This is a genomic window from Microbacterium neimengense (assembly GCF_054782995.1).
Map to the genome: position 1 here is coordinate 107,285 of NZ_BAAGRK010000002.1, position 24,388 is coordinate 131,672.

At 70.4% G+C, this 24,388-nt stretch carries 20 protein-coding genes and 1 tRNA gene; 14 read left to right on the forward strand and 7 right to left on the reverse strand.

What is annotated here, in order from left to right:
- The first annotated feature begins 93 nt into the window (after positions 1 to 93).
- Both ACYVJS_RS01965 and pntB read left to right on the forward strand, forming a co-directional pair.
- Complete coding sequence (locus ACYVJS_RS01965) at positions 94 to 1,632, forward strand: Re/Si-specific NAD(P)(+) transhydrogenase subunit alpha (RefSeq protein ID WP_460737265.1); 1,539 nt, start codon at positions 94 to 96, stop codon at positions 1,630 to 1,632.
- A complete protein-coding gene (gene pntB / locus ACYVJS_RS01970; RefSeq protein ID WP_460737267.1) occupies positions 1,629 to 3,029 on the forward strand; it encodes a Re/Si-specific NAD(P)(+) transhydrogenase subunit beta in 1,401 nt (466 codons plus the stop codon). Before ACYVJS_RS01965 ends, pntB begins: the two co-directional genes overlap by 4 nt.
- Here pntB and ACYVJS_RS01975 read toward each other — a convergent pair whose 3' ends face one another.
- Positions 3,030 to 4,013, reverse strand: coding sequence for a GTP-binding protein (locus ACYVJS_RS01975; RefSeq protein ID WP_460737269.1), 984 nt, complete (start codon positions 4,011 to 4,013; stop codon positions 3,030 to 3,032). It abuts the gene before it with no gap.
- 77 nt (positions 4,014 to 4,090) lie between these two features.
- Between ACYVJS_RS01975 and ykgO the strand changes: the two genes are divergently transcribed.
- The gene (ykgO, locus tag ACYVJS_RS01980) at positions 4,091 to 4,213 is read left to right on the forward strand and encodes a type B 50S ribosomal protein L36 (protein ID WP_137416250.1); all 123 of its coding nucleotides are present in this window, start codon (positions 4,091 to 4,093) and stop codon (positions 4,211 to 4,213) included.
- 35 nt (positions 4,214 to 4,248) lie between these two features.
- Here the strand turns inward: ykgO and ACYVJS_RS01985 are convergent.
- A tRNA-Met gene (locus ACYVJS_RS01985) sits at positions 4,249 to 4,324 on the reverse strand.
- A 293-nt stretch (positions 4,325 to 4,617) separates the two neighbouring features.
- On the opposite strand from ACYVJS_RS01985, the gene ACYVJS_RS01990 reads away from it, so the two are divergent.
- The 3 genes from ACYVJS_RS01990 to ligD all read left to right on the forward strand — a co-directional run bounded on the left by ACYVJS_RS01990 (position 4,618) and on the right by ligD (position 9,217).
- Positions 4,618 to 7,044 carry an ATP-dependent helicase gene (locus ACYVJS_RS01990; RefSeq protein ID WP_460737272.1) on the forward strand — a complete coding sequence of 809 codons (2,427 nt, stop codon included), beginning with the start codon at positions 4,618 to 4,620 and terminating at the stop codon, positions 7,042 to 7,044.
- A 44-nt stretch (positions 7,045 to 7,088) separates the two neighbouring features.
- Positions 7,089 to 8,117: an SseB family protein gene (locus ACYVJS_RS01995; protein WP_460737274.1), complete on the forward strand. Its 1,029-nt coding sequence runs from the start codon at positions 7,089 to 7,091 to the stop codon at positions 8,115 to 8,117.
- A gap of 77 nt (positions 8,118 to 8,194) precedes the next feature.
- Positions 8,195 to 9,217, forward strand: a complete 1,023-nt coding sequence (gene ligD, locus ACYVJS_RS02000; protein ID WP_460737276.1) for a non-homologous end-joining DNA ligase — start codon at positions 8,195 to 8,197, stop codon at positions 9,215 to 9,217.
- A gap of 4 nt (positions 9,218 to 9,221) precedes the next feature.
- On the opposite strand, the gene ACYVJS_RS02005 is transcribed toward ligD, so the two are convergent.
- The 3 genes from ACYVJS_RS02005 to ACYVJS_RS02015 form a co-directional block, all read right to left on the reverse strand.
- A complete protein-coding gene (locus tag ACYVJS_RS02005; RefSeq protein ID WP_460737488.1) occupies positions 9,222 to 10,226 on the reverse strand; it encodes an ATP-dependent DNA ligase in 1,005 nt (334 codons plus the stop codon).
- A gap of 34 nt (positions 10,227 to 10,260) precedes the next feature.
- A complete protein-coding gene (locus ACYVJS_RS02010; RefSeq protein WP_460737278.1) occupies positions 10,261 to 11,436 on the reverse strand; it encodes an AI-2E family transporter in 1,176 nt (391 codons plus the stop codon).
- A 71-nt stretch (positions 11,437 to 11,507) separates the two neighbouring features.
- The gene (locus ACYVJS_RS02015; protein WP_460737280.1) at positions 11,508 to 12,731 is read right to left on the reverse strand and encodes an acyl-CoA dehydrogenase family protein; all 1,224 of its coding nucleotides are present in this window, start codon (positions 12,729 to 12,731) and stop codon (positions 11,508 to 11,510) included.
- 93 nt (positions 12,732 to 12,824) lie between these two features.
- Here ACYVJS_RS02015 and ACYVJS_RS02020 point away from each other — a divergent pair, with 93 nt between their 5' ends.
- Positions 12,825 to 13,973 (forward strand): pyridoxal phosphate-dependent aminotransferase, encoded by a 1,149-nt coding sequence (locus ACYVJS_RS02020; protein WP_460737282.1) that lies wholly within the window; start codon positions 12,825 to 12,827, stop codon positions 13,971 to 13,973.
- 131 nt (positions 13,974 to 14,104) lie between these two features.
- On the opposite strand, the gene ACYVJS_RS02025 is transcribed toward ACYVJS_RS02020, so the two are convergent.
- Positions 14,105 to 14,773, reverse strand: a complete 669-nt coding sequence (locus ACYVJS_RS02025; RefSeq protein WP_460737284.1) for a TetR/AcrR family transcriptional regulator — start codon at positions 14,771 to 14,773, stop codon at positions 14,105 to 14,107.
- Between the two features lie 100 nt (positions 14,774 to 14,873).
- On the opposite strand from ACYVJS_RS02025, the gene ACYVJS_RS02030 reads away from it, so the two are divergent.
- The 4 genes from ACYVJS_RS02030 to ACYVJS_RS02045 all read left to right on the forward strand — a co-directional run bounded on the left by ACYVJS_RS02030 (position 14,874) and on the right by ACYVJS_RS02045 (position 19,124).
- A complete protein-coding gene (locus ACYVJS_RS02030) occupies positions 14,874 to 16,403 on the forward strand; it encodes an FAD-dependent oxidoreductase (protein WP_460737286.1) in 1,530 nt (509 codons plus the stop codon).
- Between the two features lie 100 nt (positions 16,404 to 16,503).
- Positions 16,504 to 17,670, forward strand: coding sequence for an ADP-forming succinate--CoA ligase subunit beta (gene sucC / locus ACYVJS_RS02035; RefSeq protein WP_460737288.1), 1,167 nt, complete (start codon positions 16,504 to 16,506; stop codon positions 17,668 to 17,670).
- A gap of 27 nt (positions 17,671 to 17,697) precedes the next feature.
- A complete protein-coding gene (sucD, locus tag ACYVJS_RS02040; protein WP_460737289.1) occupies positions 17,698 to 18,600 on the forward strand; it encodes a succinate--CoA ligase subunit alpha in 903 nt (300 codons plus the stop codon).
- An 83-nt stretch (positions 18,601 to 18,683) separates the two neighbouring features.
- Positions 18,684 to 19,124, forward strand: coding sequence for a nitroreductase family deazaflavin-dependent oxidoreductase (locus tag ACYVJS_RS02045; protein ID WP_460737291.1), 441 nt, complete (start codon positions 18,684 to 18,686; stop codon positions 19,122 to 19,124).
- A gap of 102 nt (positions 19,125 to 19,226) precedes the next feature.
- Here ACYVJS_RS02045 and ACYVJS_RS02050 read toward each other — a convergent pair whose 3' ends face one another.
- Positions 19,227 to 20,675 carry an NCS2 family permease gene (locus ACYVJS_RS02050; protein WP_460737293.1) on the reverse strand — a complete coding sequence of 483 codons (1,449 nt, stop codon included), beginning with the start codon at positions 20,673 to 20,675 and terminating at the stop codon, positions 19,227 to 19,229.
- Between the two features lie 111 nt (positions 20,676 to 20,786).
- Here ACYVJS_RS02050 and ACYVJS_RS02055 point away from each other — a divergent pair, with 111 nt between their 5' ends.
- The 3 genes from ACYVJS_RS02055 to purH are packed head-to-tail and all read left to right on the forward strand — an operon-like array spanning position 20,787 to position 24,337.
- Positions 20,787 to 22,097 (forward strand): cell division protein PerM, encoded by a 1,311-nt coding sequence (locus ACYVJS_RS02055; RefSeq protein WP_460737295.1) that lies wholly within the window; start codon positions 20,787 to 20,789, stop codon positions 22,095 to 22,097.
- A 9-nt stretch (positions 22,098 to 22,106) separates the two neighbouring features.
- A complete protein-coding gene (purN, locus tag ACYVJS_RS02060; protein ID WP_460737297.1) occupies positions 22,107 to 22,697 on the forward strand; it encodes a phosphoribosylglycinamide formyltransferase in 591 nt (196 codons plus the stop codon).
- Positions 22,698 to 22,729: 32 nt separating this feature from the next.
- Positions 22,730 to 24,337 carry a bifunctional phosphoribosylaminoimidazolecarboxamide formyltransferase/IMP cyclohydrolase gene (gene purH, locus ACYVJS_RS02065; RefSeq protein ID WP_460737299.1) on the forward strand — a complete coding sequence of 536 codons (1,608 nt, stop codon included), beginning with the start codon at positions 22,730 to 22,732 and terminating at the stop codon, positions 24,335 to 24,337.
- Positions 24,338 to 24,388 lie beyond the last annotated feature (51 nt).

A 24,388-nucleotide genomic window follows, 5' to 3' on the forward strand; every position in this document is an offset into this window, starting at 1 on the left:
CGTGATGCTGGTGCGAACCCCGCTCCGCATGCTCGGATGAGAGCAGCGGCACGCCGCGTCCCCACCGCCCCGCCCCGCACGAGGAGTCTCCCCATGACCCGCATCGGCATCGTCTCGGAGGGTGACGGTGAGAACCGCGTCGCCGCCACGCCGCAAACCGTCGGCAAGCTGATCGCCCTCGGCTACGAGGTCGTCGTCGAAGCGGATGCCGGCTCGCGCGCGTCGTTCCCCGACACGTCCTACCGCGACGCAGGGGCTGCGATCGGCGATGCGGCCGACGCCTGGGGCGCCGACATCGTGCTCGGTGTGGACGCGCCGAGCGAGGACGAGATCGCCCGGCTGCGTGCGGGTGCGGTGCTCATCACCCAGCTCGCTCCCGCCCTGAACCCCGACCTGGTCGACCGGCTGGCGGCGCAGGGCGTGACGGCGCTCGCGATGGATGCGATCCCCCGCATCTCGCGGGCCCAGTCGATGGACGTCCTCAGCTCCATGGCGAACATCTCCGGCTACCGGGCCGTGGTCGAGGCGGCGAACGAGTTCGGTCGTTTCTTCACCGGTCAGGTGACCGCCGCGGGCAAGGTGCCGCCGGCCAAGGTCCTCGTCGCCGGGGCGGGCGTCGCGGGCCTTGCTGCCATCGGCACCGCATCCAGTCTCGGCGCGATCGTGCGTGCGACCGACCCGCGCCCCGAGGTCGCCGATCAGGTGCGCTCCATCGGCGGCGAGTACCTTCCCGTGACGGTGACCGCCCAGACCGTCTCGAGCGACGGCTACGCGCGCGCGACGAGCGAGGAGTACGACCGCGCCGCGGCGGCGCTGTACAGCGCGCAGACCGCCGAGGTGGACATCGTCATCACCACGGCGCTGATCCCCGGGCGCGCCGCGCCGCGGCTCATCACGGCCGCGGACGTGGCCAGGATGCGGCCCGGCAGCGTGATCGTCGACATGGCGGCAGGGCACGGTGGCAACGTCGAGGGCTCGGTCGCCGATCAGCGGGTGGTGACCGAGAACGGCGTCGTGATCCTCGGGTACACCGACCTGGCGGGGCGCCTGCCCGCACAGTCGTCGCAGCTCTACGGCACGAACGTGCTCAACCTGCTGCGCCTGCTCACGCCCGGCAAGGACGGCGTTCTCGTCCTCGATCTCGACGACGTCGTGCAGCGTTCGGTGACGATCGCTGCGGAAGGCGACGTGCTCTGGCCGCCGCCGCCGGTGGCCGTGTCCGCAGCGCCCTCGGTACCTCCGACTGCCGCCGCATCCGTCGCCGAAGCGCCGCCGCCGCGGCGCGGGCGCAAACTCCTGCTGCTCGCGATCGCCGCGCTCGCCCTGTTCGCGATCGTGACGTTCGCGCCGGCGCCGCTGCCGCAGCACATGACCGTGCTCGCGCTGTCGATCGTCGTGGGCTACTACGTGATCGGCAAGGTGCATCACGCGCTGCACACGCCGCTCATGAGCGTGACGAACGCCATCTCGGGGATCATCGTCGTCGGCGCGCTCACCCAGCTCACGGTCCCCGAGCCGGTCGTGCAGGTGCTCGCCGCTGCCGCCGTGCTGCTGGCCAGTATCAACGTCTTCGGCGGCTTCGCCGTCACCCGTCGCATGCTCGCGATGTTCTCGAAGGGGACGAACCGATGACCGCTGCCGCCGTCGCGGGCGCCGCCTACCTCGTCGCCGCACTCCTCTTCATCCTCAGCCTGGCGGGGCTGAGTCGTCACGAGACCGCGCGCGCCGGCGCCGCATCCGGCATCGCCGGCATGGCGATCGCCCTGGTGGCGACGGTCGTCGTCACCGTCACGGGCGCGTTCGCCTCCGGTGCCGCGGCTCTCGGCCTTCCGCTGCTGGTGGCAGCGGTCGCGGTGGGAGCCGCGATCGGACTCTGGCGGGCCCGCTCGGTCGAGATGACCGGCATGCCCGAGCTGATTGCTCTGCTGCACAGCTTCGTGGGGCTCGCGGCCGTGCTCGTGGGCTGGAACGGGCACCTGCACGACGGCGGGCTCACCGGAGCGCTCCGCGACATCCACCACGGCGAGGTGTTCGTCGGGGTGTTCATCGGCGGGGTGACCTTCACCGGGTCGCTCGTCGCGTACCTCAAGCTCTCGGGCCGGATGCCGTCGAAGCCGCTCATGCTGCCCGGGCGAAACGCGCTCAACCTCGGCGCGCTGCTCGTGTTCGCCGCACTCACCGTCTGGTACATCGTCACCCCGACGCTCGCGCTGCTGATCGCGGTGACCGCCCTCGCCCTGGCGCTCGGCTGGCACCTCGTCGCCTCGATCGGCGGCGGCGACATGCCCGTGGTTGTCTCGATGCTCAACAGCTACTCCGGCTGGGCCGCGGCCGCCGCGGGCTTCCTCCTCGACAACGATCTGCTGATCATCACCGGTGCGCTCGTGGGAGCTTCCGGTGCGTACCTCTCGTTCCTCATGTGCAAGGCGATGAACCGCTCGCTGTTGGCCGTCATTGCGGGCGGCTTCGGTGCCCCGGCCGCATCCGGGCAGGCGGCCGAAGCCGGCGAGCATCGCGAGACGGATGCGGAGGCGGTGGCGGAGATGCTTGCCGACGCCGACAGCGTCGTGATCGTGCCGGGTTACGGCATGGCCGTCGCGCAGGCCCAGTACCCGGTCGCCGAGCTCGTCGAGCGGCTGCGGGCGAAGGAGGTCGAGGTGCGCTTCGGTATCCACCCCGTCGCCGGCCGCCTGCCCGGGCACATGAACGTCCTCCTCGCGGAGGCGAAGGTGCCGTACGACATCGTGCTGGAGATGGACGAGATCAACGACGACCTGGCGCAGACCTCGGTCGTGCTGGTGATCGGCGCCAACGACACCGTGAACCCGTCCGCAGCCGAGGACCCTTCCAGCCCCATCGCGGGGATGCCGGTGATCCGGGCGTGGGAGGCGCGCCAGGTCGTCGTCTTCAAGCGGTCGATGGCGTCGGGCTACGCAGGTGTCGAGAACCCGCTGTTCTTCCGGGAGAACACGCAGATGCTGTTCGGCGACGCGAAGCAGCGCGTGGAGGACATCCTGCGCGCGCTCTGATCAGGCTTCGACGGGCCAGGCCGGCAGCGGGTCGGCGAACCGCTGCCAGGCCTCGGGTCCGGCATCCATCTCCGCATCCGTCAGGGCGGCGTCATCGAGGGCCCGAGCGACCGCCCCCGCGTTCAGATCGAGCCCGGTGACGGCGATCTCCTGCCCGATGCAGCTGAAGGCGTCGCGGGCGTGGAGCGGATCGAGCCACATGGCGGAGCCGACCTGCTCCCAGCGTGCGAGCATGCCCTGGCGGGTCGCCAGGCGGCAGAAGCCGACCGAGCGCAGCACGAGTCCCCACCGGCGCGCGTCGATCTCGTCGTCGAGGGCACGCACGAGGCGCTCGGGGTGGAAGGGGCGGAGCTGCTCGTAACGGAACGTCGTCACGCGGCGATCCGTCATGTGCGGGTCGTGTTCGTCGTTCAGGATCCGCACCCAGCCGGCGCGCTCGCCGACGGGGGTCGAGGTGTCTGTCGCGAGCGCCGCGCGGACGTCCTCGTGCGGGTCTCGAGTGAGACGGATGCGGGCCAGGGGATTCAGATGCGAGGCGAGCGCCATGAGCATCGCGAGCCGCGCCGTCTCGACGCCCTCCCAGTTGACGAACGCGATGACGTGCGCGCTTTCGATGAACGCCGCCGCCTGCCGTGCGCGGGCGCCGTGGTCGCCGCGGTCGTCGTCGGGTGGGGCGTCCGAGCGCAGTGCAGAGCCGTCGCGCAGGTCCTGGACCATGTGCGGAGCGTCGATGACGCACACGAGCGCGGGCGGGGTGTCGAACGCGCCGCTGAAGTGCAGCGGATCGAGGTCGGTCGCGCAGTCGAAGAGGGCGAGTTGATCGCCGCCTCCCGCCCAGAATCCCTGCGGACGGTGCGAGGTCGTGTGACGCGGGCCGCCGTAGGCCCAGATCAGACGGCGGCCGAGACTCGCGGCGGCGCGTTCGGCGAAAAGGTGGCGTTCGGGTGCGCACACCCCGGTGATGGCGACAGGGATCGATTCCATGCCGGTCCTCTCCAGTTGCTCGGGCGGAGCACCCAGCATACCCTGTTGTTGAGAACCGTTATCAATAAGGAGTCGCTGTGAAAGTTCGTGCCTCGCTCAAATCGCTGAAGAACCAGCCCGGCGCCCAGGTCGTGCGCCGTCGAGGCAAGGTGTTCGTCATCAACAAGCTGAACCCGCGCTTCAAGGGGCGGCAGGGCTGACGCGCCGGCGGGCCGCATCCGTGCCGGGCGGGAAGTGGACGCGACGGCGGGAGTCGAACCCGCAACGCTTCCGGGTATGAACCGGAGCCCGGGACCACCCGGATCGCCGCGATGCCTCGACGCTAACCCGGGGTTCCGACCCGCGCCAGTGCATGTCGCAAGATGACCCTGTGCGTCACCGCGTCACGAGCTTGCGCGGCTCGGCTCGGCCCGTGCGCCGCCTCCGCGCTGCGACATCTGCACGATCGGTGGGGCTGCTGTGAGCTTGTGAGGCGGATGTGGCGACCCGCCCGCGATCGGCCGTGCAGATGTCGCGGCGCCGACGCGGGTGACCAATGCCGAAGGAGCAGGCGCGACCGCCGACCCGGGCGGGTGTCGGCGGTCGCGCCTAGACTTGGGGAGACATGACCGACGCCTCCACGCCCCTCATCATCGGCGGTGACGGCGCTCGCCCCGCCGGCGATTCCGCACGTCCCGACGCCGACCTTCTCGCGGGCCTCAACGGCCCCCAGCGGGAGGCCGTCATCTACCGCGGGCCGGCGCTGCTCATCGTGGCCGGCGCCGGGTCCGGCAAGACCCGCGTGCTGACCCATCGGATCGCCTCGCTGCTGCGCTCGCGCGAGGCGTGGCCGAGCCAGATTCTCGCGATCACCTTCACCAACAAGGCCGCCGGCGAGATGCGCGAGCGCGTCGAGCAGCTCGTGGGCGACAGCGCGCGCGGCATGTGGATCTCGACCTTCCACTCCGCGTGCGTCCGCATCCTCCGCCGCGAGGCGCAGCAGTTCGGATTCACGAGCTCGTTCACGATCTACGACTCCGGCGACTCGCGGGCACTTATCAAGCGACTCGTGAAGGAGCACGAGGCCGACGCATTCGGTCTCACGCCCGCGGCCGTCCAGAGCCGCATCTCCAAGCTCAAGAACGAGCTGCAGGATGCGGAGGGCTACGCGCGACAGGCGAACATGAGCGACCCCGCCGAGCGGGTGTTCGTGGAGGTCTTCGGGGACTACCAGCGGGCGCTGCGCCGGGCCAACGCGTTCGACTTCGACGACCTGATCGCCCAGACGGTCTTCCTCTTCCGCGCCTTCCCGCAGGTGGCCGACACCTACCGTCGCCGATTCCGCCACATCCTCGTCGACGAATACCAGGACACCAACCACGCCCAGTACTCGCTCATCCGCGAGCTCACCCGTCCCGTCTCGGGCGAGGGGGAGTCGTATTCCGCGGGCGGCATGATGATCTTCGAGCCCGACAAGGCGCCCGAGGTGGAGGCCGCATCCCTCACCGTCGTCGGCGACTCCGACCAGTCGATCTATGCCTTCCGCGGCGCCGACATCCGCAACATCAGCGAGTTCGAGCGCGACTTCCCCGGTGCGAAGGTCGTCCTGCTCGAGCAGAACTATCGCTCGACCCAGAACATCCTGTCGGCGGCGAACGCGGTCATCCGCAACAACTTCGACCGGCAGGACAAGAAGCTCTGGACGGATGTGGGCGCGGGCGAGCTCATCGTCGGGTTCACCGGCTACTCGCAGCACGACGAGGCCCAGTTCGTCGCCGACGAGATCGAGAAGATCCACCGGGCCGGCACCGCCTATTCCGACATCGCCGTCTTCTACCGCACCAACTCGCAGTCCCGTGCGCTGGAGGAGATCTTCATCCGCTCCGCCCTGCCCTACAAGATCATGGGCGGCACGAAGTTCTACGAGCGCGCGGAGATCAAGGACGCGCTGGCCTACCTGATCGCCGTCGCCAATCCCGCCGACGAGATGGCGGTGCGCCGCATCCTGAACAAGCCGCGTCGCGGCATCGGCGACGTCACGGAGACGGCCATCGCCCGTTTCGCGGAAGACAACCAGATCACCTTCCGTGAGGCGCTCGCCTCGCCCGAGGCGCTGGGCGTCGGGCCCAAGATCCAGGCAGCGATCACGCAGCTCGACCGGGTGCTCACCGAGGCGACGGCGCTCCTGCTCCCGGAGGGGCAGGATGCGCCGCCTACCGCGGTCGCCGAGGCGCTGTCGCTGCTGCTGAGCAAGAGCGGCTACTCGGACGCGCTGCGCGCCAGCCGTGATCCGCAGGACGAGGCGCGGCTCGAGAACCTCGACGAGTTCGTCGCCGTGGCGCGAGAGTTCGCCCGCAACAACCCGCAGGGCACCATCAGCGACTTCCTCACCGAGGTCGCGCTCGTCGCCGACGCGGACGACCTCGACGACGCATCGGGCTCCGTTTCGCTCATGACCCTGCACACCGCGAAGGGCCTCGAGTTCGACGCCGTCTTCCTCACGGGCGTCGAAGAAGACCTCATTCCGCACCGCATCTCGGCCAACGAGCCCGGCGGTCCCGCCGAAGAGCGCCGTCTCTTCTATGTGGGCGTCACTCGGGCTCGCAAGCTCCTGCACCTGACCCTCGCGATGACCCGCGCGCAGTTCGGCGAGGTCACGGTGGCGATGCCGAGCCGCTTCCTGCAAGAGATTCCCGCCGAGCTCATCGACTGGCGCCAGTCGCCGGGCGACGTCAACTCGCGGGGCGGCTCGCAGTCGCGCGCGCTCAACGCCCGCCGGCCCGGAGGGTGGGGCTCGCGTCGCGACGACACGCCGCCGCTGCTGCCCAAGTCGACCTCGCTCGAGCGCTTCGCGAACAAGATCCCCGCGAAGGTGCGCGACAACAGCGATCTCGAGCTCGCGGCGGGCGACCGCATCCGGCACGAGGACTTCGGTGAGGGGCGTATCGACGCGGTCACGGGCGAAGGTGCCAAGCGCATCGCGCATGTGCGCTTCGACAGTGCCGGAGCAAAGAAGCTGCTGATCAAGATCGCGCCGATCGAGAAGATCTGAGTCACACCCCGGTGAGACCCGCGTCGCGAGGTTAGGCTGGCCCGATGGCACTCTTCTCGCGCCGACCCAAGCCCTCCGAAGAACCCGAACGGGATGCGGCTGTGTCCGCTGCGGCCGAGGCGACCCCGGAGGCGCCGGTCGAGGACGTGCCCCACGTGCCGATCTCGGTCAGCACCTTCGGTGAGAGCCGCACGCCCGACGCCGCCCCGGCCATGCCGGAGGGTGTCTCGGCCATGGCCGCCGCCCGGCCGCCGCACCTCGCCTCGCCCGCCGCGGAGGCGTCGAAAGACCTCGAGACCGTGCCGGGCCTGCGCGACAACGTCCTGCTGCGCGACGCCCTCGCGGCGCTCCCCGAGAAGGCGCAGCCGGTCGAGCTCATGAACGTGGCGCGCCAGCTGCTGCAGGGGCACGTCTACATCCGCGTGCAGGGCGACGCCCGGGAACTCCTCGCCAAGGGCGACAATCTGCCGACCTCGGTCATCACGTACCAGGAGCAGAAGTACATGCTCGTCTATTCCAGCGGCCGCGCGCTGCAGGATGCGGTGCGTGCCGACGGCGACGCGTCCACCTCTGCGCTGGCCCAGCCCGTCATCAGCCTGCTGCGCCAGATCGTCGCGGGTGAGTTCGGCGGCATCGCCGTCGACCACGCGTCGCGCCCCGGCTCCGCCATCCTGCCGAAGCCCCTCATTGAGAAGGCCCTCGCCGACCTCGACCCGCACCTCGCAGTGAAGACGCTTCTCGCCGCCGACCGCACCGACGAGACGGCCGGCGACATCGCCGACGCGTTGACCTACGCGCCGGTCTGGGTCGCCGCCCGCCGGGGCGAAGGCGACCGCATCGGCATCGCCGAGCTCCGCACGACGGACGGTGAGCGCATCCTCGAGCTCTTCTCCCACCCGCTGGAGCTCGTCGCCCTCGGCCGCGGAGACCAGCCGGCGAAGGTCACTCCCGAACAGCTCGCCCGGGCCCTCCGATCCGACGACGGCATCTCGGGCGTCATCGTGAACCCCGCCGGGCCCTGGATCCGCCTCAGCCGCGCGCAGCTCGCGCCGGTTCTCGCCCTCGGCGCCTGACGCCCGCATCCGCGGGTCGCCCGAACCTCGAGCGCAAGGGGATGCGGGGTGCCGGTCTGCGCCCCTAGGGTCGGGTCATGGCGAGCGAACGCACCACCGTGATCGTCCCCGGGCCCGGCGGTGACCGAGAGATCTCCGTCTCGAGTCCGTCCCGCGAGGTGTGGCCGGCCGTAGGGATCACGAAGCGCGAGCTCGTCGACTACATCCTGGCTGTCGCCGAGCCGTTCCTGCGTGCGAACGGGAACCGGCCGGTGTCGCTGGAGCGGTTCCGCGACGGCATCGGCGGCGAGGCGTTCTTCTCGAAGAACCCGCCCAAGGGCACCCCGGACTACGTCGACGCGGTGACCGTCACCTACAACAGCGGGCGCAGTCATCCGCAGGTCGTGCTCACCGAGCCCGCAGCACTGGTGTGGGCCGTGCAGATGAACACGGTCGTCTTCCATCCCTGGGCATCCCTCGCAGCGGACCCCGATCGCCCCGTCGAGCTGCGGATCGATCTCGACCCCCAACCGGGCACGGATTTCAAGGATGCGGCCGCCGTGGCGCCGCTCATGCGCGAGGTGCTCGCGGAGGCAGGCCTCGAGTCCTGGATCAAGACGAGCGGGAATCGCGGCATCCACCTCTTCTGTCCGATCGAGCCGACGCACGAGTTCCTCGACGTGCGCCACGCGGCGATCGCCGCGGGCCGGGAGCTCGCCCGGCGCGAGCCGGAACGGGTGACGATGAACTGGTGGAAGGAGGAGCGCGGGCAGCGCATCTTCGTGGACTTCAACCAGACCAACCGCGATCGCACGATGGCCGGCGCCTACAGCCCGCGGGCGCTGCCCGATGCCACGGTGGCCACCCCCATCTCGTGGGACGAACTGCCGACGGTCGATCCCCACGCCTTCACCGTGCGCACCGTGCCGCGCCGCCTCGCGGAGATCGGCGACCCGTGGGAGCACATCTCCCGCAACCGCGGACGCATCGACACGCTGCTCGAGTGGTGGCAGCGCGACCTCGACGACGGCCTCGGCGAGCTGCCCTTCCCGCCCGAGTTCCCGAAGATGCCCGGGGAGCCGCCGCGCGTGCAGCCCAGCCGTGCGCGTTCGGAGGAGTGATCCGTCAGTCCAGCACCTCGCCGAGGTCGTAGGCCGAGACCTGCTCGAGCTGCGAGAAGGTGCAGGATGACGCTTCGCGGTCGGGACGCCAGCGCTCGAACTGCACGGTGTGACGGAACCGCATCCCCTCGAGCTGGTCGTAGCGCACCTCGAGCACACGCTCCGGGCGCAGCCGCACGAAGGAGACGTCCTTGGATGCGGCGAATCGCGACCGCTCGGTCTCGCCCGTGACCGCCTCACCCGACCCGTCGCGCTCGACCAGCGGCGCCAGCTCATCGACGAGCTCCCGTCGCCGCGCATCCGTGAATGCCGAGACACCGCCCACATTGCGCAGCGCGCCGTCGTCGTAGAGGCCCACCAGCAGAGAGCCCACGCCGACCCCGCTCTTATGTACGCGGTAGCCGAGAAGCACGACATCGGCGGTCCGGGCGTGCTTGATCTTCAGCATCGCGCGCTTGTTCGGCTGGTAGACGTCGTCGAGGCGCTTGGCGACGACGCCGTCCAGGCCCGCGCCCTCGAACTCCGCGAGCCAGCGTTGCGCGGTCGCGGCATCGTCGGTGGTCCGGGTCACGTGCACGGGAGGCTCGACGCCCGACAACAGGTCCTCGAGCTCGGCGCGACGCTCGGCGAACGGCGCGTCGCGCAGATCACGGTCGCCGCGAGCCAGCAGGTCGAAGGCGATGAGCAGGGCGGGTGTCTCGTCCGCCAACTTCGTGACGCGGGAGGCCGCGGGGTGGATGCGCTGGCTCAGCGCCTCCCACTCCAGTCGCTGCGCGCCCGGGGGTCCGGTCGGGATGACGATCTCGCCGTCGATGAGGCACGGCTCGGGCAGCACCCGCGGAAGCGCCTCGACCAGCTCGGGGAAGTATCGGGTGAGCGGCTTCGCGCCGCGCGATCCCAACTCCACGCTCTCCCCGTCCCACGCCGCGAGCACCCGGAAGCCGTCCCACTTGGGCTCGAAGCTCCAGCCCGCCGCATCCGGAACGTCCTTGACCGCTTTGGCGAGCATGGGGGCCGGGATCTCGTACCGCACGGGGCGCTCCTCAGGCCGTCTTCTCGCCCGCCGCGACCCGCTGTTCGCGCCTCTTGGGCCTCGCCCACTTCGCCGGGGTGTCGGGGCCGTCCCAGACCTGAATGATGCCCCAGACGACAGCGGTCAGCGGCACGGCGAGCAGGGTGCCCAGGATCCCGCCGATCGCGGTGCCGCCGGCCAGCGCCACCAGCACGACGAACGAGTGAAGCTTCATGGATCTGCCCATGAGCACCGGCTGCAGGAAGTTGCCCTCGAGCTGGTTGACGGCGACGACGACTCCCACGACGATCAGCGCGATGACGGGTCCGTTGGCCACGAGCGCGACCAGCGCCGCCAGCGCGCCTGCCGTCACGGCGCCGACGATCGGGATGAAAGCGAGCAGGAACACCAGAACTGCCAGCGGGATCGCCAGCGGGACCTGCAAGATGAGCAGTCCGATGAGGATTCCGACCGCGTCGACGAACGCCACCGCCGCCGTGCCGCGCACGTACGACCCGAGCACCTGCACCGACTTGTCGCCGATGCGGCGCGCGCGCACGTAGGACGTGCCGTGGAACGGGCGCAGGAGGAACTCCCACATCCGCGGACCGTCCTTGAGGAAGAAGAAGAGGATCACGACCATCAGAACGAGACCCGTGACGAAGTTCGCGACGGCACCGACGCCCGCGAGAGCGCCGCTGCCGAACTGTGCGCTCGTCACGAAGTCGCCCAGCTGCCCCATCCAGTCGTCGATCTGCGCCGAGGTCGGGGCGAACGGCAGCGTGTTGACCCAGTCGAGCAGCTGCTGGAAGCCGCCCTGGGCCTGCGACGACAAGTCGTCCCACTGATCGCGGATCGCCCACACGATGATCCACCCGAGCCCGGTGAGCAGCACGACGACGGTGAGCAGCGTGAGGAGGGTGGCCAGGATCGACGGCACGCCCTTGCGCCGCATCCACGTCATGACCGGCGCGAAGGCCGAAGCGAAGATGAGGGCGAGGATGAGCGGGATGACGACGACCGTGACCTGGCGGATGCCCCAGATGGCTCCGGCCAGGATCGCGACGATCACGATGATCTGCAGACCGCGGATCGCGAGGCGCCCGAACGCATCTCCCCAGAGGCTCCACGGAGCCCGGTGTGCGGTGAGCTCGACCTCGCGGGAGGTGAGCGTCACCTCCTGCGGTGCGCGGCGGAACAGTCCCATGCGACGACCGTATCGGCCGCATCCGACCGGCGTCTGCGCCTTGACGCGTGGACTCCGGGGTGACACTGGTTTCAGACGAACGCGCCGGTGCCCGTGATGTCGCGTCCGATGAGCAGGGCCTGCACGCTCTCGGTGCCCTCGTAGGTGTGGATGGCCTCGATGTCGGCCATGTGCTGGATCACCCGGTTCTCCAACAGGATGCCGTTGCCGCCCATGAGGTCACGCGCGGTCTGGGCAATGCGACGTGCGGCGCGGGTGTTGTGGTACTTCGCGAGGGAGGCCTGTGTCGGCCGCAGCTCGCCCGAGGTCTCGAGATCCGCCATGCGACGGCAGTAGAGCTGCATCGTCGTCAGCTCGTCGAGCATCTGCGTGAGCCGCTCCTGCACCATCTGGAACTTCACGAGGGGCTTGCCGAACTGCACCCGCTGCTGCGCGTATGAGAGCGCGGCCTCGTAGCAGGCCGTGGCATGCCCGAGCGCCGACCATGCCACGCCGGAGCGGGTGGAGTACAGCACCGTCGATGCATCCTTGAAGCTCCGGGTGCCGGGGAGCACCGCATCCACCGGCACACGCACGTCCTCCAGTGCGATGTGCGCCTGGTGGATGCCGCGCAGCGACGCCTTGCCGGCGATCACCGTGCCGTTGTAGCCCGCCGTCTCCTGCGGGACGAGGAAGCAGCGCACCGCGCCGTGCTCGTCGGCGGTGGCGTCGTCCACGCGTGCCCAGACGAACGTGATGCCGCCGGATGCGCCGTTGCCGATCCACTTCTTCGCGCCGCGCAGAACCCATTCGTCGCCGTCGCGGCGGGCGACGGTCTCGAGTGAGACCGAGTCCGATCCGTGGTCGGGCTCGGTGAGTGCGAAGGAGCCGAGCACCTCGCCGCGGGCGAGCGGCTCGAGCCACCGCTCCTGCTGCGCGGCGGAGCCGAACAGGGCGAGGGTGCGCAGAGCGAGACCACCCTGCACCGCGATCACCGTGCCGAGCGATCCGTCGCCCCGTGACACCTCCATGTTGACCAGGCCCGCGGCCAGCGGGGAGAAATGCGTAAGCCGGGGGTGGTCGATGCCGTCGTTGTACAGATCGAGCTCGCCCAGGCGTGTGACGAGGTCCAGGGGGTAGGAGCTGTCGTCCCAGGCGGCGACCATGCGATCGCCGACCTCGTCGACGTAACCCTTCGCGCGGTCCCAGACGGCGCGATCGGCGGCCGGGATGTCGGCGAACACGGCGTAGTAGTCGGTGTCCAGCCGTCCGGTCACGTCGTAGGCGGCGGCGATGTCGCCCGGCAGAGAGGTCATGCGCACACGATAGTCGCGTGGGACGCTGTCCCGCCAATTATGGGACTCAGTTCCACCGTGCGATGCGCTGCCGTGACGCGTTAGCCTGAGCGGGTGCCGGCCCTCAGCGACCACCTGCGATCCGTTCCCCCCAGCGGCATCCGTCGCATCTTCGAGATCGCGCTCACCCTCGACGACGTCACCATGCTCGCGGTCGGCGAGCCCGATGTCCCCGTGGCGGCGCACATCATCGACGCGGCCACGCGCGCGTGGGAGGCGGACGAGACCGACTACGTGGCCAACGCCGGCATCCCGGCGCTGCGCCAGGCGTTCGCCGATCGATTCACCGCGAACCACGGTGCCGCGCTGTCGCCGGAGCGCGTCTGGGTGACGGTGGGCGGCACGCAGGCGTTGCATCAGGCGATGGGTCTGGTTCTGGGGCCGGGGGACGAGGTGCTCGTGCCCGACCCCGGGTACACGACGTTCTCTATGAGCCCGCGGATGCTGAGCGCGGTACCGGTGCCTTACGCGTTGCGTCCGGAGGCAAACTTCCTGCCGGAGCTGGAGCGGATCGAGGCGCTCATCACACCGCGGACGCGCGCGATCGTCGTGAACTCGCCGTCGAACCCGCTCGGCACGGTCATCGACGGCGAGCTCGCGCGGGGGATTCTCGAACTCGCGCGCCGTCGCGATCTCTGGATCATCAGCGACGAGGTGTACGCGGAACTGACGTGGGGCGACCCGCACGTGAGCCTGACCGCGCTCGATGCGCTGAGCGACGAGCCGAGGGTGCTCGGCGTGTTCTCCCTCTCGAAGTCGTACGCCATGACGGGCGTGCGGGTGGGCTTTCTCATCACCCCGCTCGGCATGGATGAAACCCTGCGCACGGTTCAGGAGGCCATGATCGCGTGCGTGGCGGCGCCCGATCAGCGCGCGGGTGTGGCGGCGCTCACCGGCGACCAGAGCAACATCGCTCTCGCCCGCACGCATTACCGACAGAACCTGGATGCGGCGACCGCGCTGCTCGACGCGCGGGGCATCGCCTACCGGGTGCCCGACGGCGCGTTCTACCTGTGGGTCGATCTGCGCCACGCGACCGGCGGCGATGTCGGCGCGTGGGCGGAGGAGTTCCTGCGCACCGAGCGCGTGGCTCTCGCGCCCGGCTCCGCCTTCGGCGCCTCGGGCGAGGGGTGGGTGCGCGTGTGCGCGGCCGCCTCGCGCGGCGATCTCCTGCATGGGCTGTCGCTGCTGCCCGCGCCCTGAGTCGCGCTCGGTTCGCGCCGGATACCGCGACGTGTGCACGGCGGATGCGGGGTAGGGTGCCGCATCCGTCACATCACGTGACTCCTGCACCACGGATCGTGCAGATGTCGCGCCGCGCGACGCGGAGGGGCTCAGCGCAGGTCGTCGCGGAGGCGTCGGGCGACCTCCGCGGCGGGCATGCGGCGGGGGAAGACGGCCACGACGACGTCGTCGGCTGCGGCCGCTGCCCGCTCGCCGACCCCGAACTTGTCGAGGCAGTCGTCGAGGGCTCGGCGCAGCGCCGAGGCCGGGACCTTCTTGGGTCCGCGCAGAAGGCGGCGGAGCACGTGGTTGTGCACGGCGGTGACCAGGGCCGCGAAGCTCACGGCATCCAGCGGGTCGAGACCGGGAAGCGCCGTGCGCAGATACTCGTCGAAGAGCCGCTCGTACCGGAACACCGTGACGATCTCGCGGTCGCGCAGTGCCGGCACGTCGCGCACGACCGCGTAGCGGCGCCGGGCGAGCTCGGGGTCGGCCGCGAAGTGGCGGTAGACCTGCATCGATGCCTCGCAGACCGCCTCCCACGGGTTCTCGTGGGGGCGAGCGAGGTAGGTGCGGAGCTTGTCGAGCAGGAGCTCGTGATCGGCGAAGACGACGTCGTCCTTGCCGCCGAACTGGCGGAAGAAGGTGGAGCGCGAGATGCCGGCGGCCTGGGCGATCTGGTCGACCGAGGTCGCCTCGAAACCCTGCCGCGCGAACAGGTCGAGGGCCGCGGCGACGACATCGTCACGCGCGGCTGAGGGGGAAGCTGTCTCGCTCATCTGCGGAGCAAGCCTAGACCTGCTCCCGCACCGGCCCGTCGACTCCGCCGCCGTGTCAAGCCCCGAGGGCATCGACCGCGGTGCGCGTTGACTGCGCCGCATGGAGTCCCTCTGGAAGCAGCACGCTCGCACCGTCCCCGCGATGCCCTTCGTCCCCGGGGAGCACGAGATCGTCGTGGTGGGCGCGGGCATCACCGGGCTCGCGACGGCGCTGCTGCTCGCGGAGTCCGGGCACGAGGTCGTCGTGCTCGAGGCGCGCGAGGTCGCGGGGCTCGCGACGGGCGCGAACACGGGCAAGGTGTCGCTGTTGCAGGGGACGCAGCTGTCCACGCTGCGCGCTCACCACTCGCCTTCCCTCGTCCGCGCGTACGCGCAGGCGAATCTCGACGGACAGCTGTGGCTGCGATCGTTCGCCGATCGTGCGGGCCTGCCCTTCGAGGCGCGCACCGCGTTCACGTACGCGCAGCACGATGCCGGCCGCTCCCGTGTGCGCGAGGAGTTCGACGCAGCTCACGAGGCCGGGCTGCCGGTGCGGTGGGCGACAGCGGACGAACTCGACCTGCCCTTCCCCGCCCGCTCCGCCGTCGCCTTGGACGACCAGCTGGGCATGGACCCGGATGCGGTCGCGCACGCTCTCGCGCTCGCCTTCCTCGCCGCGGGCGGCACGCTGCACACCGGCGTGCGGGCGACGGGCGTTTCGACATCTCGGAGGCCGACGGTGCACACCGCTCACGGCGACATCGTCGCGGAGAGCATCGTGCTGGCGACGGGCGCGGCGGTGCTCGATCGCGGACTGTACTTCGCCAAGGTCTCGGCGATGCGCTCGTACGCCGTGGCCTTCGCCGTGCCGGAGGAGGTGACCCTCCCGGAGGGCATGTTCCTCTCCGCGGATGCCCCGAGCAGATCGGTACGCACCGTGTCCGAGCGTGATGGTCGATGGGAGCAGACGCGGCTGATCGTCGGCGGCGGCGGACACCCGGTCGGGCGCGCCGCGTCCGAACGTGCGCGCGTCGCGGAGCTGATCGCCTGGACCCGGCGCCACGTGCCGGAGGCGGTGCCGACCCACCGCTGGTCGGCGCAGGATTACACCTCCCACAACCTGATCCCCTTCGCCGGAGTCATGCCCCGCACCGGCGGCCGGGTGCGCTTCGCCACGGGTTACGCGAAGTGGGGCCTCACCAATGGCCCCGCCGCCGCTCTGCGGATCGCCGCGGAGATCGACGGCATCGCAGAGAGTGAGCGCGGGGACTGGATGCGGCTGCTCGGCACCCGCATCACGGTGCCCGCCGATCTCGCCAAGGGAGCGGCGGAGAACGCCGAGGTCGGCGTTCGTGCGGTCCAGGGTTGGGCGGGTGCGCTCCGGCATCCGCCCCGTATCCCGTCGGAGGGGAAGGGTGTCGTCGGCTCGGATGCGGGGCGTCCCGTCGGCGTCTCGCGGGTCGACGGCGAGATCCGTGCGGTCTCCGCGGTCTGTCCGCACCTGGGAGGCGTGCTGAACTGGAACGACGCCGAGTGCACGTGGGACTGCCCGCTGCACGCCTCACGCTTCACGCCCGACGGGCGCCGCATCGAGGGCCCTGCGCTGTCGGATCTGCGGCGCGTGAGGCCGCCCTCGTCTGCACAGGCGTGAACGGAGCACTCCCGCGCGGGGAGTAGGCTGGGGGACTGGTCGATATCTCGACGTCGAGACGTTTTGCGTCACCCTCCCTCGGACCAGCGAAGGAAGCCCAGTGGATCTGTACGAGTACCAGGCACGAGACCTTTTCGAGAAGTACGAGGTGCCGGTGCTCGCCGGTATCGTCGCGGACACCCCCGAGGAGGTGAAGGCGGCAGCCGAGAAGCTCGGCGGCGTCGTGGTGGTCAAGGCGCAGGTCAAGACGGGCGGGCGCGGCAAGGCCGGCGGCGTCAAGGTCGCCAAGACCCCCGACGAGGCGTACGAGGCGGCCAAGGCGATCCTCGGCCTCGACATCAAGGGCCACGTCGTCAAGCGCGTCATGGTCGCCGCGGGCGCCTCCATCGAGAAGGAGTTCTACTTCTCGGTCCTGCTCGACCGCTCCAACCGTTCCTACCTGTCGCTGGCCAGCGTCGAGGGCGGCATGGAGATCGAGCAGCTCGCGGTCGAGAAGCCCGAGGCTCTCGCGCGCATCGAGGTCAACGCGCTCACCGGCATCGACAAGACCAAGGCCGTCGAGATCGCCCGCGCGGCGAACTTCCCCGAGGAACTCGTCGAGAAGGTCGCCGACGTCTTCGTCAAGCTCTACGCCGTCTACACCGGCGAGGGAGCGACCCTCGTCGAGGTGAACCCGCTGATCCTCGACGGAAGCGGCAACATCATCGCCCTCGACGGCAAGGTCACCCTCGACGACAACGCGACCGAGGTGCGCCACCCCGAGCACGAGGAGCTCGAGGACAAGGATGCGGCCGACCCGCTCGAGGCCAAGGCGAAGGCTGCGGGCCTCAACTACGTCAAGCTCGACGGCCAGGTGGGCATCATCGGCAACGGAGCGGGCCTCGTCATGTCCACGCTGGACGTCGTCGCCTACGCGGGCGAGAACCACGGCGGCGTCAAGCCCGCGAACTTCCTCGACATCGGCGGCGGCGCCTCTGCCACCGTCATGGCGGCGGGCCTGGACGTCATCCTCGGCGACCCGCAGGTCAAGAGCGTCTTCGTCAACGTCTTCGGCGGCATCACCTCGTGCGTCGCCGTGGCGGAGGGCATCGTCAAGGCGCTCGAGATCCTCGGCGACACCGCGACCAAGCCGCTCGTCGTGCGCCTGGACGGCAACCAGGTCGAGGAGGGCCGCGCGATCCTCGCCGCCGCGAACAACCCGCTCGTGACCCTCGCAGCAGGCATGGACGAGGGCGCCGACAAGGCCGCCGAGCTGGCCGCCGCCTGATCGCCCGCATCGGATAAGGACACAGACATGTCGATCTACCTCAACAAGGACTCCAAGGTCATCGTCCAGGGCATCACCGGCGGCGAGGGCACCAAGCACACCGCCCTCATGCTGAAGGCGGGTACCCAGGTCGTCGGCGGCGTGAACGCACGCAAGGCCGGCACGACCGTCTCGCACACCGACAAGGAGGGCAACCCCGTCGAGCTGCCGGTCTTCGCGAGCGTCGCCGAGGCCATCGAGGCCACGGGCGCCGACGTCTCCATCGCCTTCGTCCCGCCGGCGTTCACGAAGGACGCCATGATCGAAGCCATCGACAGCGAGATCCCGCTGCTCGTGGTCATCACCGAGGGCGTGCCGGTCGGCGACTCCGCCGAGGCATGGGCCTACGCGATCGAGAAGGGCAACAAGACCCGCATCATCGGTCCGAACTGCCCCGGCATCATCACGCCCGGTGAGTCGCTCGTGGGCATCACGCCCGCCAACATCACCGGCAAGGGCCCGATCGGCCTCGTGTCGAAGTCGGGCACGCTGACCTACCAGATGATGTTCGAGCTGCGCGACCTGGGCTTCTCGACCGCCATCGGCATCGGCGGCGACCCGATCATCGGCACGACCCACATCGACGCGCTCGAGGCGTTCGAGGCCGACCCCGAGACCAAGGCGATCGTGATGATCGGCGAGATCGGCGGCGACGCCGAGGAGCGTGCCGCCGACTACATCCGCGCGAACGTCACGAAGCCGGTCGTCGGCTACGTCGCCGGCTTCACGGCGCCCGAGGGCAAGACGATGGGCCACGCCGGCGCCATCGTCTCGGGCTCCGCGGGCACCGCGCAGGCCAAGAAGGAAGCGCTCGAGGCCGCGGGTGTGAAGGTCGGCAAGACGCCGTCCGAGACGGCCGCGCTCATGCGCGAGATCATCCAGGGCCTGTAAGACAACCTCGCGAAGGGCGGATGCGGGCGGCCGAGGCCCCCGAATCCGCCCTTCGTCGTATCTCGCCGCAGTAGCCTGGACGCATGCCGCTGACAGGGGAGTACAAGCCGAGCACGTCCGAGTGGGCCCGGTCGCAAGCCGAGCTCTACGAAGCCACCAACGGTGCCGAGGGCGGTGAGCTGCGCGGGGTGCCGATCATCGTGCTGACCACCGTCGGCGCCAAGAGCGGTGGCCTGCGAAAGACCGCGCTCATGCGCGTCGAGCACGACGGGGACTACCTCGTCGTGGCCTCCAAGGGCGGGGCACCGGAGGAGCCCGCTTGGGGAAACAACATCCGCAAGCATCCGCACGTCGAGCTGCAGGACGGCGCCGTCAAGCGCGACTACACCGCGCGCGAGCTCGAGGGCGACGAACGCCAGCTGTGGTGGGAGCGCGCGGTCGCCGTGTGGCCCGACTACGCCGTCTACCAGACCAAGACCGACCGTCAGATCGCGATCTTCGTGCTGGAGCCGCGCGAGGCCTGAGCGCCCGCCGCACGCACGCGAACGAGCATCCGTTCGCCGAGTGAGCACCACATGGGGTGCTCGTTCGATGAACGGATGCTCGAGCGGCGTCGAGGTGGTGGCTCAGCCGCCGAGGGCCGCCTCGATCGGACCGCGCACGAAGAACACGACGAAGCCGGCGGCGACGATCCACAGCAGCGGGCTGATGCGACGGGCGTGCCCCGACAGCGAGCGGATGACGACCCAGCTGACGAAGCCCGCGCCGATGCCGTTGGCGATCGAGTACGTCAGCGGCATGACCGTGATCGTCAGGAACACCGGGATCAGCACAGAGACGTCGGTGAGATCGACGTGGCGGATCTGGCTCATCATCAGTGCGCCGACGGCGACCAGGGCGGCCGACGCGACCTCGCTCGGCACGATGGTGGTCAGGGGGGTCACGAACATCGCCAGCAGGAAGAGTCCACCGGTCACGAGGTTCGCGAGGCCCGTGCGGGCGCCCTCGCCGATGCCGGTACCGGACTCGATGAACACCGTGTTCGACGACGACGAGGTGAGTCCACCCGTGACGGCGCCGATGCCCTCGACCACGAGGGCGGAGCGCAGGCGGGGGAAGTTGCCCCGCTCGTCGGCGAGGTTCGCCTCTCGCGAAAGCCCCGTCATGGTGCCCATCGCATCGAAGAAGTTCGTGAACAGCAGCGTGAACACGAGCATCGCGGCCGCGAGCACTCCGATGCGATCGAAGGCGCCGAAGCTGACCTGACCCACGAGGCTCAGGTCGGGCAGGCTGAAGAGGGACGCTGGGATCTCCGGCACGCTGAGTCCCCAGCCTCCGGCATTGCCGTCAGCCCGGGCGCCGAGGTGCCAGATCGCCTCGACGATGACCGCGACGACGGTGCCGCCCGCGAGGCCGATGAGGATCGCACCCCTGACCTTGCGCGCGAGAAGGATCGCGATGGTCACGAGCGTCAGCACGAACAGGAGCGTCGGGACGGTGGCGATCGAGCCGTTCACGCCGAGCCCCACGGGAGGCGACGCGAGGCCCGTGCTCTGCACGAGTCCGCCGTCGACGAAGCCGATGAAGGCGATGAACAGACCGATGCCGACCGTGATGGCGGTCTTCAGAGCCATCGGCACGGCGTCGAAGATGAGCCGTCGCAGGCCGGTCACGGCCAGCAGCACGATGAGCAGGCCGTTGATGAGCACGAGGCCCATGGCCTCGGGCCAGGTGACCTCGCCCACCACGCTGACGGCGAGGAACGAGTTGATGCCGAGGCCCGCGGCGAACGCGAACGGCAGCCGGGCGACCAGTCCGAACAGGATGGTCATGGCGCCGGCGGTGAGCGCGGTGGTCGCGGCGACCTGGGCGAAGCCGAGGGCGTTGCCGGCCACATCCGTTCCGCCGGACAGGATGATCGGGTTCAGCAGGACGATGTAGGCCATCGCCACGAAGGTGACGATGCCGCCGCGGATCTCGCCGCCGACGGTGGCGCCGCGCGCCGTGATGCCGAAGAAGCGGTCGAGACGGCCGGGGGAGGAGGGCGAAACGCTGGTGGTACGGGGGTGGTGCACCCGACGAGAGTAGTCGGATGCGGGACGCCGCGCGACGTGGGGGCGCCGTGGCAGATGCGGGCGGCGTGGGGGACGGCCACGCAAAGGTCCGCTGGGTAGGGTCAGGGGGCCATGCAACGCGTCCTCGTCCTTCTCCTCTCCGCCCTCGACGCCCTCGTAGCGGTGGCCGTCGGCCTCGCCGTCGCCGGTGCCCCGCTGACGGTGTTCTGGTTCGTCGCGTTCGGGTCAGGAGATCTCGCCGCCATCTGGCAGAGCGCTGCGACCATCTGGCAGTTCGGACACTCGGTTCCCGTCGCGATCACGCTCCCCGATGTCTACGTCGCCGAACTGGGCGTCGATCCCTCCCTCGCGAGCTTCACGCTCTCCCTCGCCCCGCTGGCCTTCGCCGCGTTCACGCTGCTGTTCGGTGGCCGCTCGGGAACCCGCGCCGGGCACGCAGGGGCGCCGTGGAGCGGCGCGCTCACCGGAACGCTCGTGTTCGCCGCGCTTGCCGCCGGCATCGCCCTCACCTCGCAGGCGCCGCTGGCGGGCACCGACCTGTGGCGCGCGATCTGCTATCCCGCCGCCTACTACGCCGTCGGCGTGCTTGCGGGCGCCCTTCACCGCGCGTGGATCGACGGCGATGACGGGCCCGTCGACGCCCTGCGGACCCGGCTCGACCGCTCCCGAGGCGCCTGGCCCGAGGTACCGGAACTCGCGGTGCGCGGCGGGGCGATCGCCGTGACGGGGCTGGTCGCCGTGGGCGCCGCGGTTCTCGGGGTCGCCCTCATCCTGCGCGCTCCGAACATCGTCGCGCTCTCACAGGCGGGCAACCTGGATGCGGGCGGCGCCGCCGTCCTCGCGCTCGCCCAGCTGCTGTACCTGCCGACTCTGCTCGTCTGGGCGCTGTCCTTCGTCGCGGGACCCGGGGTCGGCCTCGGCGCGGGCAGCGTGGTCTCGCCCGCGGGCACACAACTCGGCGTGCTGCCCGGGGTGCCCATCCTGGGCGTGCTGCCGGAGGGAGCGAGCAGCTGGTATCTGCTGTTCGCTCTGCTCCCGATCGCGGTGGGCGTCGTCGCGGGCTGGTCCACCCGATCCCGCCTGAGCCCGCGCGGTTCGACGGCGGATGCGGAGAGCACCGGCATCCTCGTGACCTTGACGCTGTCGATCGCGGCCCTCGCGGCCCTCGCCGCCGCTCTCATGGCGATGCTGGCCAGCGGAAGCATGGGGCCCGGGCGGTTGTCCGCTGTCGGTCCGGACGCTCTTGCGGTGGGAGTGGCCGTGGGCGTCGAAGTGGGACTCGGCGCGGCGATCCTGCTGCTTTCGCCGCGTCGACGCGGTGACGCGGATCTCGAGGGAGGAACGAGTGTGATCGCGCGCCTGACCGATACCCGCCGCCGGAGGGACGAGGCTCCCGAGCGGACGGATGCGGCGCGCGACTAGACTGTGCGGGTGCTCACGGTCGCCGTTCTCATCTCCGGCACCGGCTCGAATCTGCGAGCCCTGCTCGAGGCCGCGGCGGAAGCCGACTTCCCCGCCCGCGTGATCGTGGTCGGCGCCGACCGCGAAGCCTCCGGCCTCGCGCACGCCGAGGAGTTCGGCATCCCGAGCTTCGTCGTGCCCTGGCAGGGCGCCGACCAGCGCGAGGCCTGGGGGGAGGAGCTCGACCGGCAGCTGCGTGTCTGGCAGCCCGACCTCGTGGTCCTCTCTGGCCTCATGCGCCTGCTGCCGCCCGCGGTCGTCGCCGCGTGGAGCCCGCGCCTCATCAACACCCACCCCGCCTACTTGCCGGAGTTTCCCGGTGCCCACGCCGTGCGCGACGCGATCGCGGCCGGCGCCACGGAGACCGGCGCGAGTGTGATCGTCGTCGACGACGGCGTCGACACGGGCCCGATCCTCGCGCAGGAGCGCATCGAGGTGCGCCCCGGCGACGACGAGTCCGCTCTCCACGAACGCATCAAGCCCGTCGAACGACGTCTGCTCATCGACGTCGTCCGCCGCATCGCCATCGGCGAGCTCGATCTCACCGCATCCGCCGTCTGACCCACCGCAACCGCCCCACCCCGAGGAGTCCCATGGCCGGGCCCAGCCACGATCCGTCCCTCTACCGCGACCGCGATGTCGTCCCCGTGCGCCGCGCGCTCGTCTCGGTCAGCGACAAGACCGACCTGCTGCGTCTGGCCGAAGCGCTCGTCGCCGCCGGCGTCGAGATCGTCTCGACGGGGTCGACCGCGCAGACCATCCGCGACGCCGGGTACGACGTCGTCGACGTGTCGAGCGTGACCGGATTCCCCGAGTCGCTCGACGGGCGCGTGAAGACCCTCCACCCGGGCGTGCACGCAGGCCTTCTCGCAGACCTCCGCCTCGCGCACCACGAGGAGCAGCTGACGGATCTCGGCATCTCGCCCTTCGAGCTGGTGGTCGTCAACCTGTACCCGTTCGTCGAGACGGTGGCCTCCGGCGCGTCCGGTGACGCCGTGGTCGAGCAGATCGACATCGGCGGGCCCGCGATGGTGCGCGCCTCGGCGAAGAACTACGCCAACGTCGCGATCGTCGTCTCGCCCGAGTCGTACCCGGCGATCATCGACGCGATCGCGGCCGGCGGCACCTCGCTCGCGCAGCGCAAGGAGCTCGCGGCGCGGGCCTTCGCCCACACCGCGAACTACGACCGTGCGGTGGCGACCTGGTTCGCCGATGAGACCCTCGCCGAGGGCGAGCAACTGCCCGCGCACCTGACGATCAAGGCAGAGCGGCTCGCGACGCTGCGCTACGGCGAGAACTCCCACCAACGCGCGGCCATCTACACCCGCACCGGCGGACACGGCATCGCGCAGGCTCTGCAGCTGCAGGGCAAGGAGATGTCCTACAACAACTACGTCGACGCGGATGCGGCACTGCGCGCCGCCTTCGACATGGTCAAGCCCGCGGTGGCGATCATCAAGCACGCCAACCCGTGCGGCATCGCCGTGTCGGCGCCCAACGCCCTGGACGAGATCGCGAGCGCGCACCTGCGGGCCCACGAGTGCGACCCCGTCTCGGCCTTCGGCGGTGTGATCGCGGCCAACCGGACGGTCACGCTGAAGATGGCGGAGAACCTGCGCGACATCTTCACCGAGGTGATCGTCGCCCCGGCCTTCGAGCCGGAGGCGCTCGAGCTGTTCCGTCTGAAGAAGAACCTGCGCGTGCTGCAGCTGCCGGCCGACTGGCAGCAGGAGCGCATGGACGTGCGCCTCGTCTCGGGCGGCCTGCTGCTCCAGGACGCGGACCGCTTCCCGGACGACATCGAGTCCGTCGCAACCGACTGGGAGCTCGTCGCGGGTGAGCGTCCGGCCGGCGAGGAGATGACGAACCTCATCTTCGCCTGGAAGGCGTGCCGTGCCGTCAAGTCCAACGCGATCGTGCTGGCGAAGAACTCCGCCACCGTCGGCATCGGGATGGGGCAGGTCAACCGCGTCGACTCGTGCCGCCTCGCCGTCGAGCGGGCGGGCGACCGGGCGGTCGGCTCCGTCGCCGCATCCGATGCCTTCTTCCCGTTCTCGGACGGACCGCAGGTTCTGCTGGATGCGGGGGTCTCCGCCATCGTGCAGCCGGGCGGATCCGTGCGCGACGACGAGACGATCGCCCTCGCCCGCGAGCGCGGCGTGACGATGTTCTTCACGGGAGAGCGCCACTTCTACCACTGAGTCCGGGCGCTGTCGCAGGACATGACCGCCCCGCAGAACGATTCCTTCCGG

Coding starts and splice junctions, on each gene's coding strand:
- ACYVJS_RS01995 (WP_460737274.1), top strand. CDS start 7,089: ATGGCACTCTTCTCGCGCCGACCCAAGCCCTCCGAAGAACCCGAACGG.
- ACYVJS_RS02015 (WP_460737280.1), bottom strand. CDS start 12,731: ATGACCTCTCTGCCGGGCGACATCGCCGCCGCCTACGACGTGACCGGA.
- ACYVJS_RS02010 (WP_460737278.1), bottom strand. CDS start 11,436: ATGGGACTGTTCCGCCGCGCACCGCAGGAGGTGACGCTCACCTCCCGC.
- pntB (WP_460737267.1), top strand. CDS start 1,629: ATGACCGCTGCCGCCGTCGCGGGCGCCGCCTACCTCGTCGCCGCACTC.
- ACYVJS_RS01990 (WP_460737272.1), top strand. CDS start 4,618: ATGACCGACGCCTCCACGCCCCTCATCATCGGCGGTGACGGCGCTCGC.
- ACYVJS_RS02005 (WP_460737488.1), bottom strand. CDS start 10,226: ATGCTCGCCAAAGCGGTCAAGGACGTTCCGGATGCGGCGGGCTGGAGC.
- ACYVJS_RS02045 (WP_460737291.1), top strand. CDS start 18,684: ATGCCGCTGACAGGGGAGTACAAGCCGAGCACGTCCGAGTGGGCCCGG.
- ACYVJS_RS01965 (WP_460737265.1), top strand. CDS start 94: ATGACCCGCATCGGCATCGTCTCGGAGGGTGACGGTGAGAACCGCGTC.
- ACYVJS_RS02055 (WP_460737295.1), top strand. CDS start 20,787: ATGCAACGCGTCCTCGTCCTTCTCCTCTCCGCCCTCGACGCCCTCGTA.
- ACYVJS_RS02025 (WP_460737284.1), bottom strand. CDS start 14,773: ATGAGCGAGACAGCTTCCCCCTCAGCCGCGCGTGACGATGTCGTCGCC.
- ligD (WP_460737276.1), top strand. CDS start 8,195: ATGGCGAGCGAACGCACCACCGTGATCGTCCCCGGGCCCGGCGGTGAC.
- ACYVJS_RS01975 (WP_460737269.1), bottom strand. CDS start 4,013: ATGGAATCGATCCCTGTCGCCATCACCGGGGTGTGCGCACCCGAACGC.
- ACYVJS_RS02030 (WP_460737286.1), top strand. CDS start 14,874: ATGGAGTCCCTCTGGAAGCAGCACGCTCGCACCGTCCCCGCGATGCCC.
- sucD (WP_460737289.1), top strand. CDS start 17,698: ATGTCGATCTACCTCAACAAGGACTCCAAGGTCATCGTCCAGGGCATC.
- purH (WP_460737299.1), top strand. CDS start 22,730: ATGGCCGGGCCCAGCCACGATCCGTCCCTCTACCGCGACCGCGATGTC.